This is a genomic window from Coleofasciculus sp. (assembly GCF_046539235.1).
Taxonomy (GTDB): domain Bacteria; phylum Cyanobacteriota; class Cyanobacteriia; order Cyanobacteriales; family Coleofasciculaceae; genus Coleofasciculus.
Genome location: NZ_JBKHHI010000178.1, coordinates 1 through 12,520 on the forward strand (window position 1 = coordinate 1; position 12,520 = coordinate 12,520).

Genomic DNA, 12,520 nt, shown 5'->3' on the forward strand with positions numbered 1-12,520 from the left:
CGAAGGGTCGAGGTAAGCGATGCCCTGAGCTTGTCGAAGGGTCGAGGTGTTCCCTGTTCCCTTGTCGTTTAACTTTAATTATGTCCGACTACTTATGCTGTTAACGTGCGATCGCCTCAAATTCGACAAATCGGCTGTATTTATGGGGTTCATCAGTATACACGCCTGTGGGAGGTTTGGTGGTTCCGGATACTTCTAAGCGTCTCGCATCAATCCCTTGACGCACCAGTACCTCAGCCACGACTTTTGCCCGTTCTAAGGCTAATTCCTGATTTTCTAAGGGTGTGCCACTGGGATCACTATGACCAATGACTCGCAGTGATTGGTTGGGGTAATCTTTGAGGAATGCGGTCAAGGCGTCCATTTTGGCTTGTTCTGAGGCTTTTAAGTCAGCGGAATTGAGATCGAAGTAGATGCGAGAGGCTAAGGCTAGAGGTTGCAGTTGCACGGTGTTGGTTACCGAGTCTACTCCCGGAATTTTCTCTAAAGCCTGGGTAATTTTTTGGGCATCTTTGACCTGAATCACACTCCCTTCTACGGTAACTTGACCGTCCTGAAAATTCGTCCAAATTGCCAAACGTTCGGTTTGATTGAGAATAGCGGTGACACGCTCAACCTCGGCGGCAACTTCGACGGGATCGGGGGGAACCTTGATGGCAATGATATCATTGTCTATCTCACCATTCGGTATAGTCGTTTGGGCTATTTGTCCCGCTTTTTCGACTAGATATTGATTTGGTAATTTGCCAGACAGCGTAATTGTATCGCCTTGTGCCTCGACATTTAACCGATAGACGGCAAGTTCGGGATCAGATGCCAAAGCCACGGCGGTTTCTTCCTCAAACTGATGATTGACACCACTGCGATGCAGATGAATACCCCAAGGAATAAAAATTAGACCCAATACAGCAGCACAAACGCTTAACAAGGCGACAGGTACTTTACGCGGCGACGTTTCAGATTTGGGATTAACCAGGGTCAATGAATTCAGAAGGGAGGGAATTTGTTCCGGTACATTCTCTGGATCACCATCAAAGGATTCGATCGCCTTCCCATGGCGAAGAACGATAGTACCCAAAGCCTCGCGCATTTTGTCGATAAATGACTTCGGCGGATCACCTTGTGTCACCACAGCCATATAACAGTATCCAGCGACTTCTAAGAGAATGTCACAATGTCCGTATTCGATGCGATCCAGTTCGGAGATTTCACCGGATTGCATAATACAATCATTGACAAAACTGCGAATGGCGGTCAGCATCCCCGCCACCATATCTGACTCTAATTGTTGTTTGCCAAAGGGTTGGACTTCCGCAATCACTAATCCTGATGCTTTATGAATCAGAAACATTGCTTGGATGGTAAACGGCATCGACTCTTTAAATATGAGTTCTGCCTCAGAGATTCCCTGACTTCTCGCCCGGATTTTGCGAGCAATTCCCTCCGGACTTAGGGAGTTTTCCAATTTTTGATCAATCGCCCGCATCGCTTCGGACAAATATTTATAGAATGTCCCGCCCATGACTGGATAAAGGGCGTCTACCATCGTATCCCGTTCAATCTCTATTTGTTCTTTAATCGCCGCACTCATTTCCGGGGCAATTGCTCGGGCAAATTCACCGGGGTTGCTGAGGATTTGATAGTTAACGGCAGAGGGAATAATCGGTGCTAAGGCGGAACAGATGCCCTCTTTATCCTCTTTTGTTTTTGCCTCGATCATCTCATCCACAATAGGCGCGATCGCACTTGCCATTTCTTCTCTCGCTTCAGCAATTTTCATGCTTAAAATTTGAGTAATTAATGGCAGCATTAATTTAATTAAATTACTGGGATCATAAATCTGGCTTTCTAAAGATGAAAATTTTTCTTTGAGCAGTTCAATCCCTTCTTGCGAATCGAGTAGATCGGGAGTTAGTAGTAATTTTTGCAATCGTTCAAATTCATCCTCAATATTTGCATCATAAGCGACAAGGGATTCCTGGCTCTGGTCTTCAGGTATATGTTGAAGCTGAGATGAGGATGCGGCTGACTGTTCAAATTCCTCCGTTTTTGGCTGATCAGATTCGGTTAACTGGGATGAGGATAATCTATTCCTTGTTGATTCTAATGGTGATTGATTTAACTCTTCTAGTGCTGTTAAAAATTGATCAGAAATTAAATAATCGCTGGAGTCGGTAGATTGTTCAGGCACGTTTTCAGGTGAGTTTGGGTTGATTTGAGATTGATTCAATGAGTTCAAGTTTTCCGAGCAGGATAGTTCAGGCTTTGAATTGTAAAATGATGATTCACTTTCACCATTTGATAAATTTTTCAATGCTGTTTGAGTCTCCTTTACAGCGAAATTATCTGTGGGGTTTTGCTGTGATTCCTCTAGATTAGTCTTACTTTTCACCGGATCTGGAACATCGTTGTGGCAACCTTGCTCCGGCTCTTGAGAAGGCGTTGAATTCTGGGGGGTTAAGTCTGGCGTTAATTTTTCCAGATGGCGTGAGGAGACAGCTAGATTAGTAGAGTCTGACTTATGGTTGGATTCTGGCGATTGAGGTAAGGTTTCTGACAACGACGGCGATTCATCTGAGGCTATTGGCTGAACCGACGGGGATTCCTCTGTCACAATTGTTTTGGTCGATTCTTTCTGTAAGGAAGACTCAAACGACTGTTCTGATTGTGACCTTGGCATAGAAGATGAAGATGGGGAATGGGAAATCTGCTCCGTTTCTTGGGAGTGAGGATTGAGCGATTTATCTTCCAGACTACTCGAATCGGCTATAATTTTATCTTCCCCTACTTCCTCTGCTTCCTCTGCTGCTTCATCTTTTTCTACTCCCTGTTGTTTTAACTGATCGGTATGGGGTTTACCCTGAGTTTCCCCGTTCTCCTTGGCGGAAGACATTCCTGTTGTGGTGGCTTCAGTCGAGTTAGGATTCTGTAAATCCATTAATAAATCCAGCAAGTCTTCTAGCTGGGATATGGCAGATCCCTTTTTTCCTGGTAAAGCCATAATTTGATCCTGCCTTGTTCTATATCGGCACCGAGTTTGTAAATGCCAAATTGAGTCAAAGTTGGCATTTGACCCAATTCTAATCCTATTCATCCAGGACATCCACTACATTGCTAGCTTTGAGCCAATATTTTGCTGAACGTTGGCACTAATAACTAGCAATTTGATTGAGTGACAATAATTTCTATATCATTTCTGATCTTACTGAGATAGAGGACCTGCTTCTAAAAGTCGAACATCAACATCCACATCATTACCCGCTGCTTCTTTCAGCTCAGGCGCAAACTCTGTTCCTTTAATTCTTAATCCCAATTCAAACAAAATATCTGCCATATCATCTTTAGCCACTTTGCCATCATTAATCAGGGAAAAGCGTCGTTCGAGTTCTTCAAAAATATACGATCTCAGGCTTCTAATGTCCTCTTGGAGTTTTTCACGAGTTTCTGAGAGTTCGTTATGCAAATTATTGGTTCGTTTTTCTAAGCTATTATCCAGGGATTCCATATTTCCGGAAAACTTTTTGTTAACCATATCGATGGTTTGCCGAATCTCTGAATTATCGTTTTGAACCGTCATATTCAGCGACTTCAGTTTTTTCTCCAGGGAATCTACGGCGGCTCGTAGCTCCGTCCCATAGACAGTCTTGGTTTGCTCGATGCGATCGCGCATTTCTTGCTGGATCAATGCCAGATTCGATTCAATTTTGTCAATTCGGCTATCGTACTCTCGTAATTGAGCGCCGAAGATGATATCTCGGATCTGGTCAATATTGCCTAGACGCTCGCGCATTTGTTCTTTACTGATTTCTGCCATACTCTTCTTTCTCACTTGGTTAAACGTCTGGTTGGCTCAACTTGATAGGTTGATGGTAAATATCCTCCGATCAGGGGGTGACACTACTATAACACTGCTGTTAGCGCTAAAAGATAAGTTAGAATCCTTTCCGGTAGAGTCTTTCCTAGTGAGTCAGTTATTGGATTGACGCACTGTCTTATCTATTTTATTGCCGTCCGTTATATAAGACCGGCTCATTTTCCAGCTTGAAACTGATAAACCCTATTTTTATCGAGTTTAACCATAGTTTTCTGAGATTACCAAGTTCCCTAGAAAAAGTTGACAAATTAGGCTTTATATGAATTGTAGGGACACGGCATGTCGTGTCCCTACAGGTAACGGGTACAATAGATTAGCCTATTGTATTAACCGATTCGGGGAATTCCCCCCTCTCTTAGAGGTTGGAGTGCTTCACCGGATTATGGTTTTGACGATGATAAGGGTACATCAACAGGCGTATTCTGAGATGCGAGTGACTCACCCACCAGATTGCTAAGTCCCGCTGCGTTCAAAAGCTTGACCCACTGATTCGCCACCTCTGAATCACTTGGATAATTACGGCGTAGCTCAACGAGCTGTGCTAGAGTATCTTGCCACAGTTGTGCCTCAGCATAGAGTTCCACTTTTTTTGTCGGTGATGCCTGCGCTAACTGAGTTTCTAGGGTAGGATCGATCGCTACCCGTCTTACCCATCCTTCAACCACCAGATCATTAGAGCGTTCGTCCTCAGGCGGACAGAGAATCGAGAACGTCCAACGATAATCCTCACCCACCGCCAAGGATGACAAGCTAACGTCGGGGGGTAGATTTAATGTGATGATTCCTGACTTGCCATTGGTACGGAATTTGCTTTGATAAACGAGATTTCCCTCCCTATCCTCCAGAACAAACTCCACAGGTAAGGGTGTACTGGGATCGGGTGAGGCTGGTAGATAGACAAAAAAGCTGGGATAAGCCGCAACCGTTGTCCCAAAGCGATCGCTCGGCATTAAAGCCGTTAACGGTTTACCGACAACAGGACAATTTCCTCCAGCACTTCGGGTTGCCCCTCCTTCGACACGATTCGCCGAGCCGATTCCCCTTGGCGGTTCATATTTGTTAGTTGTCCAGGTTTGGGGTATTCCCTGAGCCTGGAGAATTTGGGGGGTATAGATCAGGGCAAAGCCTGCGGCAAATAGCGCCAGTTTTACCCCCACAGCGAGAGAAAATCGACAAAAACGATGTCCTATTTGTGCCATGACAGTTACTCAGTGATTAATTCTGATTCGTTTTGACACCCTGAGCTACTGGTTCTTCGACAATTTGCTCGAGTTCGACTGAACGGAGCAATTGGCTCCACGCCGCCTTCAAATCCTGATCATTGGGGCGATCGCGACGTAGTTCCACTAAGGTATTCAAGGTTTCGTACCAAAGTCGTTCCTTGGCGTAAATAGCCACTCGCTGTTCCGGCGTTGCTTGTTGGATGCGGCGTACCAGACTCGGATCAGGTTCCACGCGCTCGAACGCACCATCGACATATACATCACCGGATGGTTCTTGAGTATCACAAATCAGTCTTAACGTCCACTTATATGTCTGATCAGTCTCTGGAGGAAGGACACTACTTTCTAAGTTAGGCAACGTTAAGCTCATAATACCGGGAGCGCCGACAACATATTGTTTTTCATCTCCCTCAGAATCTTGTCCGGTGTAATGGGCGAAAGCATACTTCGTCGAATAAATTTCCTCACCCTTGGCATTACGCACCTTCAACTCTACTCCCCAAGCTGTGTTTTTTGGTAGATACCAGGAGAGAGTAGGATACTCTGCTATTGTTTGTCCAATCCCAGACTCAGGAACCAATGCGATCGGAACGTGACCGGGTTCAGGGTTTGCAATACAAGGTCCTCTTGTACCACCACCTTCTCTATTGCCTGGAATCTCTGGTCCTTGACTGTTTGGCGGCGTGAATTCCCATTCTGTGGGGATATCACGGCTGAGGGGTGAACCCCCTAACTGGGCTTGTACCCCAGCGGGTACATTAGCCACCAGTCCTAGGGTTAGCGCTAAAGCGACTGTAAAACGGGATGAATGGGTAAACCAAGCCATAATAATTTAGAACTCCTTCTTAATCAGAGTCTTTCAAAGTTTTTGGAAAAATCTGTCTGAGCAGATACTTAACCTTCCTACAAGAGGGATGATAATTGCAGAATTTTCAGGTTTCTCGCCGAATAATTTGCCTGAATATTTCTATTCTAGCTTGAGATAGGGAGTGAACTGAAACCTGGGGTTGGACTCTTATCTGAATCTTTATGTTAGTTTTTCCCTATCTTTGTATTGGTGGTTTTATTCAACATAACTAGCTCCTGAGTTAGACAACGATTCAGTTAAAGCAGCACTCCTGTCTGGATTTAATTGCTCAGAAAGACTTTGTAAGCCAACTGAGTGCAATAACTTGTTCCACGCGGTTTGCACGTTGCGATCATTGGGAAAATCCTGATGGAGTTCTACCAAGGTGTCTAACGTGTCATACCAGAGCAATTCCTTGGCATAGAGTGCCACTCGTTCTTGAGGCGTTGCCTGTTGAGTCCGCATTTTTAGCGTTAAACTCGGTTCCACTCGCTTAATCCCACCACCCACAACCATATCTGCTGAACGATCCAGAGCGTCGCAAACCAATGCTAATTGCCAGTAATATAGCTGATTCGTTTTCAAGGGAGTAAGATTAGCAGAGGGAGGAATCGCTAAACTCATAATTCTCGGCATCTGTGTTTCCCCTGTCGCCGACTGATCCAAGGAATACTTAACCCGGTAAATTTCTTCATCATTAGCATTTTTCAGTACAAACTCGACTGCCGATGCTGTTGTTGATGGCATATACCAGAATAATTTGGGATATTCCTCTAGGGTTTTGCCAATCAATGATTCTGGAACTAGAGCAATTAGTGATTGATTATTCGGCGTACAATTTTCTGGCCCTCGCGTTCCACCAGCTTCTCGATTCACGGGAATCGGCTCAGGTGTTGAACCTTCTGGAGTTTTGAATTCCCACTGAGTCGGTAGTTCAGCACCCAGAGAGGTAGTCCTAACCGGGGTTGGCACTTGAGCGACTAGCTTGGTGGCTAGTCCTAGCATCAAAGCTATTGTTAAGAATGTTAGGTGTGATAAGCGAGTGAAACAAGCCATAATTCAGATATATGCTCGTAGAACCGAGTCTTTAGTATATAGATGTTAGAGCAGAAGCCAAGGTTCCAGACCCAGGTTAGTTTCCATCAGACATAACACCTTTTTGACTCAGGCAAGCATCTACCTTAAGGGAAATGTTGCTGAATTAAGAGTTTGTCGTAAACGCTGCAAGTCATGCTAGCCCACTTTTGGTCTGACTACGACCCCTGGTTATATCAGTACCATTGTCTTAAGTTGTTAATATTTTAACTTTAGACATGGGTAATCCCGGAACGTTGTTTCCACTCTTATCTAAATCTTCATCACTCTTAAAGCCAATTCCTGATTTCCATGCTTCTATCGCCTGAAAATTTAAATCTTTTGTAAAGATATAGCTATTCTTACTTGGGTGAAATACATGAATTCCGGCGAGATGGGGAATTCGCCCTTGTCCTCCAAGGCGACAAGGACTAGAGAAACTGGGGATGCAATGTTCCAGACGTGCTATGGCGCGTCTAGAAGCCGGGGGAACCGAAATTAGAGCTTATCCGAGTCGAATCAGATCTAACCCGACAGACTTGAGTAGTTTGTCCCAAGCGGCAATCACAGCCGGATCATTGGGGCGATCGCGATGGAGTTTCACTAACGTCCCTAACGCTTCATACCACAGTCGTTCTTTTGCGTAAAGTACCACACGCTCCTCAGGTGGTGCTTGCTGTAAGCGACGGTTTAGGGTAGGGTCAATTGATACTCGCCGGATTGTGCCTGCCATATAAACATCACCGGATGGATCATTGGGGTTACAGATTATTCTTACAGTCCAGTCATACTTCTGATCCTCTTTCAGCGGCAGAGAGCTACCCTTTAATCTCGGTATGGTTAAACTGAGTATGCCTGGAGTGCCAACGACCAATTGTGCGTCTTGTCCCTGATCATCGTCTGGAGTATCCTGGGCAAAGGCATACTTGGTCGAGTAAATTTCCTGATTATCACTATCTGTTAACTTAAACTCCATGCCCCAAGCCCTTGTCCGGGGTAGATACCAAAAGATGGTGGGATACTCCGCAAGTGTTTGTCCCATACCAGACGCTGGTACTAAGGCAATGGGATAACTGCTGAGACAACCCGCAAACGGTAAATTGCTGCTATCTTGTAGACTTGAATCACCAGAATTAGGCAGTGGCGCCGATTCCCATTGATCGGGTAACTGAGAACTGATCGAGGCATTGCTTAACTGCGCTTGTACCAGAACTGGCTCTTTCAGGCTCAACCCTACGATTAAAAGCAATGTTACTAAAGCGGTTATGGCTAGTTTGTGTGGGAAAAAACGGATGAGTTTCATAATACATACAAAACTATTTTTGTCAATAAAATTCTTGAATGAAAACGGCTACCCAATAACAACCAATGTTCAAAGGTGCGATCGCACATTTAAAATATTGCCGATGCACACCCGGAGCATCCGCCTAAATTGAGAAGGGTATTGACACCACCTGAGTATAGATGGCGACGCTGAAATCTAAATCTTGATATAGACTGATCATGATTCCTAATCCTGATTCCTCTGTGTCACCTAAATTGAAATCGTTCCACACCATTCGACCAATTGGGGCGGCTGCCCTACAGGGTATTGCTTTTTGGGGAGAAAAATTGATTGCCATCGATGCCACGAGTGGCTATCTGTTGCAAATCAACCCCCAAACTGACGATACCAAAATTTTGAATTCCTCGCCGGATCTCGATTTTGCCGATGCGACGGGTTTAGCCGTCGTGGGGGATACGCTGTGGTTGACGCGGAAAGAAAGTGTCTACTATTGCCAACTCGACGGCGATCTTCAGCTTCAGCATTTCCTGACATTACCCTACACCGCCAATGGTGTTGCACTCAAGGACTCGACGGTCTATATCACCTGTCAAAAAATGGGGTATATTCTGATTTACAGTCGGGATACCGGGCAGGAGATTACCCGCTTATATGCCCCAGGAATTGGCATGGAGAACATTACGGTGCGGGATGAGCAACTTTGGCTGTCGGATCAGGAAGAACAGACTGTGTATTGTCTCGATCGCGCCACAGGAAACATTCTCTTCAGCGTCTTGACTCCTTTTGAGAATCCTACGGGTTTAACCTTCTACCGAAACCCACAAACAAATCAGGAGATTCTCTATGTCGCCTATGCAAGCGAAGAACCCTACATCCGCGATAATCCCAACGCTCAACCCAACCACGAACTACAGTATCGCGATCGCACGTTTATTCATCCCCTTTCCTTTCACTACAATGCCCAGGAACGCTATGCTCTCTCCAATGGCTATTTAATTGAAATGTCTTATGTCGAGGAACTGTCCCCCCTAGAGGACATAGCCCTTCAGGACGTAGAATGGCGTATCGCCTTACCCTCAGAAACCGCACGCCAAAAAATCCGCGCCATTGAAGCCATTGGGATTCCCTTCACCGAAGAAATCCAAGGTAATCAGCGGGTGGCGGTGTTTAAATTTGATACCCTCGCCCCCGGAGAACGGCATTTATTTGGCTGGAAGGCGCTTCTAGAAGTTTGGAGTATCAAATATCGGATTACACCCAGAGATTTAGAAAATACGCCAGAATTGCCACTTGAATACAAATCCCGCTATTTAGTGGATGATGACGAGTTAGCCATGGATACCGAAATCATCCGCCGCGCCGCCCGTGACGCCGCAGGTAGAGAAACAAATTTATTGCGACAAATGTATAGTATTCGCAATTATGTCTATGACCAACTCGCTTATGGAATCAAGCCCCATATCGATACCCCCGATGTGGTGTTAGCGCGAGGGATTGGTTCCTGTGGGGAGTATCTCGGCGTGTTGTTAGCCCTATCCCGTCTCAGTGGGATTGCTTGTCGTACCGTTGGTCGTTACAAATGTCCCGCCCATCCCGATCAACGAGACATTCCCTTACAACCTGATTTTAATCATGTCTGGATGGAATTTTACTTACCAGGATTTGGTTGGGTTCCCATGGAATCTAATCCCGATGATACTCGCGAAGGTGGACCTTACCCGACTCGATTTTTTATGGGATTGGCTTGGTATCATGTAGAAATTGGTAAAGGAATTACGTTTGAAACCCTGACCAGTAAAGGTGTTCCAGTTAACAAGGAAGAGGTTTCTCTTGGGGATCTGGCGATTAATCATGTCCGGTTCAAAATTCTCGAAGAATTACCGCCTCCGGGGCGAGAGTTTTGAGGAATGTCGGGGCGGGTTTCACGAATGACGAATGACGAATGACATAAGACAAATGACAAATGACGAATATGAACGTTATTCCAGCTATTGATATACTCGAAGGTCGCTGTGTACGGTTATACCAAGGCGACTATGGACAATCGCAAGTGTATAGTGAAAACCCAGTAGAGGTGGCGAAACAATGGGTTGACCAAGGGGCGAGTCGGCTACATCTGGTGGATTTAGATGGGGCGAAAGCGGGACATCCTGTTAATACTAAGACTATAGAAGCCATTGTCCAAGCGGTATCGGTTCCCGTAGAAGTTGGGGGAGGATTGCGCGACAAGGAAGGGGTTAGTCAACTGCTTTCTCTTGGGGTTCAGTATGTGATTCTGGGAACAGCGGCGGTTGAAGATCATCCCTTAGTCGAACAGTTGTGTGCTGAATTTCCCGATCGCATTATTGTCGGTATTGATGCGCGAAATGGACAGGTTGCAACAAGGGGATGGCTAGAAACCTCAGAAATTACCGCGACTCAACTGGCACAACAAATGGCGAATTTGGGTGTATCGGCAATTATTTATACAGACATTCACCGGGATGGTACACTCACTGGACCCAATCGCGACGCCTTGCGCGAATTAGCCAGCCATGTCTCGATTCCGGTGATTGCGTCTGGGGGTGTCAGTTCGATTACAGACTTATTGAGTTTACTGGCGTTGGAACCCCTAGGCGTGATCGGTGCGATCGTGGGTCGCGCCCTGTATACGGGTGATGTTTCCCTCAAAGAAGCCATTCAAGCGGTGGGACAAGGGCGTCTTCAGGATATTCCCCCCGATTTGGGATCGTCTTCATTGGCTTAAAGGGAACAGGGAACGAAGGGTAAAAGTGGCGATTGCCATAGCAAATAGGAAACAATAGATCAGGAGAAACCATTTTTTCCTGATTGAACCCTGACTCCTCAATAAATGATCCCAGATGTCTGCCAAAGTTATCCTCACAGTCATCACAGGAAGTCTCAAAGGTGAGAACTTTGAATTTAGCGATCGCACGACTTGTATTCTAGGTCGCGCCAAAGATTGCCATCCCCGACTCCCTAATGATCGGTATCACAAGACTATCTCGCGCTATCACTGTTTGCTGGATATCAATCCTCCCGATATCCGTATCCGTGACTTCGGTAGTCTCCATGGTACCTACGTTAATGGTAAAATTATCGGTAAACGCCATCGACATCAAACTCCAACCGAAGGGGCTAGGATACAGTTTCCAGAGTACGACTTAAAGGATGGCGATGAAATCAAGCTTCGCAATACCATACTGCGTGTCAAAATTGAAGGGGAAAACAACGGTGATCTAGAGTCTTCGAGATCACCGAGAAGTGGTATTCATTTAACGACTCTAGGATGTGACTCTTATCTACCCAAGATTCGCGGCTACACAACGCTAAAACGATTAGGTCAAGGGGGATTAGGAACCGTCTATTTAGCCCATCATGACCAAACTGGGGAATTAGTCGCCCTCAAAATCATGCGATCGCACCACAGGCGTTCGAGTGATGCAATTCGGCAATTTTTGCTGGAGGTTGAACAAACTAAAGCTTTACAACACCCTAATATCGTGAGACTCCGGGAATTGGGTTATGACAAAGATTCCTTTTTTTTTACTATGGATTATTGTAATGGTGGCAGTGTTCTGGATTTAATGCAGCAACGCGGCGGCAAATTGTCGGTCAATGAAGCGATGTCAATTACGCTGCAAGTCTTGGATGGGTTAGACTATGCCCACTCTATCCAGAGTCCTGATATTACCCTCGCCAAGAATAATAATACTCAAGTGCAGGGATTAGTACACCGGGATCTGAAACCAGGAAATATCTTTCTTGCCAATCTAGGATTAGGGCGTCTTGCCAAAGTTGCTGATTATGGATTAGCTAAGGCGTTTGATTTAGCCGGATTGAGTGGGTTGTCTCGCAGTGGTCAATATGCGGGGAGTCCGGCTTTTATGCCCCGACAACAAGTCCTTGATTTTAAATATGCTAAACCCGATGTTGATGTTTGGGCAATAGCGGCTTGTTTGTATTATATATTAACAGGCAGATTACCCCGAAATTTTGGCAACCAAGATCCGTTCTGGGTTGTATTGCAAACCCAACCTGTACCGATTCGGGAACGAGATGCTTTGATTCCCAAGGGACTAGCGGAGGTGATTGATTTAGCGCTTACCGATAATCCTCAGATATATTTTAAGAGTGCTGCTGCTTTTAAACGGGCGTTGGAAAGTGAATTATGACTGATATAAGTAGGTGGGGACAATTAAAGTTAACGGTGGGGA

At 45.5% G+C, this 12,520-nt stretch carries 9 protein-coding genes; 3 read left to right on the plus strand and 6 right to left on the minus strand.

Annotation, left to right across the window (positions count from 1 at the left end):
* Nucleotides 1–100: 100 nt before the first annotated feature.
* From ACLFWI_RS16425 to ACLFWI_RS16450, 6 genes are all read right to left on the minus strand, one after another.
* Nucleotides 101–3,001: an OmpA family protein gene (locus ACLFWI_RS16425; RefSeq protein WP_446413804.1), complete on the minus strand. Its 2,901-nt coding sequence runs from the start codon at nt 2,999–3,001 to the stop codon at nt 101–103.
* A 201-nt stretch (nt 3,002–3,202) separates the two neighbouring features.
* On the minus strand, nt 3,203–3,814 hold the full coding sequence (locus ACLFWI_RS16430; RefSeq protein ID WP_446413805.1) for a hypothetical protein: 612 nt from the start codon (nt 3,812–3,814) through the stop codon (nt 3,203–3,205).
* Nucleotides 3,815–4,254: 440 nt separating this feature from the next.
* Complete coding sequence (locus tag ACLFWI_RS16435; RefSeq protein ID WP_446413806.1) at nt 4,255–5,073, minus strand: DUF928 domain-containing protein; 819 nt, start codon at nt 5,071–5,073, stop codon at nt 4,255–4,257.
* A gap of 16 nt (nt 5,074–5,089) precedes the next feature.
* The gene (locus ACLFWI_RS16440) at nt 5,090–5,923 is read right to left on the minus strand and encodes a DUF928 domain-containing protein (protein ID WP_446413807.1); all 834 of its coding nucleotides are present in this window, start codon (nt 5,921–5,923) and stop codon (nt 5,090–5,092) included.
* A gap of 237 nt (nt 5,924–6,160) precedes the next feature.
* Nucleotides 6,161–6,949 (minus strand): DUF928 domain-containing protein, encoded by a 789-nt coding sequence (locus ACLFWI_RS16445; RefSeq protein WP_446413808.1) that lies wholly within the window; start codon nt 6,947–6,949, stop codon nt 6,161–6,163.
* 574 nt (nt 6,950–7,523) lie between these two features.
* Entirely contained in the window at nt 7,524–8,321 is a 798-nt protein-coding gene (locus tag ACLFWI_RS16450) for a DUF928 domain-containing protein (RefSeq protein ID WP_446413809.1), read from the minus strand.
* Between the two features lie 200 nt (nt 8,322–8,521).
* On the opposite strand from ACLFWI_RS16450, the gene ACLFWI_RS16455 reads away from it, so the two are divergent.
* The 3 genes from ACLFWI_RS16455 to ACLFWI_RS16465 all read left to right on the plus strand — a co-directional run bounded on the left by ACLFWI_RS16455 (nt 8,522) and on the right by ACLFWI_RS16465 (nt 12,478).
* Entirely contained in the window at nt 8,522–10,207 is a 1,686-nt protein-coding gene (locus ACLFWI_RS16455) for a transglutaminase domain-containing protein (RefSeq protein WP_446413810.1), read from the plus strand.
* Between the two features lie 68 nt (nt 10,208–10,275).
* Nucleotides 10,276–11,049, plus strand: a complete 774-nt coding sequence (hisA, locus tag ACLFWI_RS16460; RefSeq protein WP_446413812.1) for a 1-(5-phosphoribosyl)-5-[(5-phosphoribosylamino)methylideneamino]imidazole-4-carboxamide isomerase — start codon at nt 10,276–10,278, stop codon at nt 11,047–11,049.
* A 115-nt stretch (nt 11,050–11,164) separates the two neighbouring features.
* The gene (locus ACLFWI_RS16465; protein ID WP_446413811.1) at nt 11,165–12,478 is read left to right on the plus strand and encodes a protein kinase domain-containing protein; all 1,314 of its coding nucleotides are present in this window, start codon (nt 11,165–11,167) and stop codon (nt 12,476–12,478) included.
* Nucleotides 12,479–12,520 lie beyond the last annotated feature (42 nt).

Coding starts and splice junctions, on each gene's coding strand:
- ACLFWI_RS16425 (WP_446413804.1), bottom strand. CDS start 3,001: ATGGCTTTACCAGGAAAAAAGGGATCTGCCATATCCCAGCTAGAAGAC.
- ACLFWI_RS16430 (WP_446413805.1), bottom strand. CDS start 3,814: ATGGCAGAAATCAGTAAAGAACAAATGCGCGAGCGTCTAGGCAATATT.
- ACLFWI_RS16435 (WP_446413806.1), bottom strand. CDS start 5,073: ATGGCACAAATAGGACATCGTTTTTGTCGATTTTCTCTCGCTGTGGGG.
- ACLFWI_RS16440 (WP_446413807.1), bottom strand. CDS start 5,923: ATGGCTTGGTTTACCCATTCATCCCGTTTTACAGTCGCTTTAGCGCTA.
- ACLFWI_RS16445 (WP_446413808.1), bottom strand. CDS start 6,949: ATGCTAGGACTAGCCACCAAGCTAGTCGCTCAAGTGCCAACCCCGGTT.
- ACLFWI_RS16450 (WP_446413809.1), bottom strand. CDS start 8,321: ATGAAACTCATCCGTTTTTTCCCACACAAACTAGCCATAACCGCTTTA.
- ACLFWI_RS16455 (WP_446413810.1), top strand. CDS start 8,522: ATGATTCCTAATCCTGATTCCTCTGTGTCACCTAAATTGAAATCGTTC.
- hisA (WP_446413812.1), top strand. CDS start 10,276: ATGAACGTTATTCCAGCTATTGATATACTCGAAGGTCGCTGTGTACGG.
- ACLFWI_RS16465 (WP_446413811.1), top strand. CDS start 11,165: ATGTCTGCCAAAGTTATCCTCACAGTCATCACAGGAAGTCTCAAAGGT.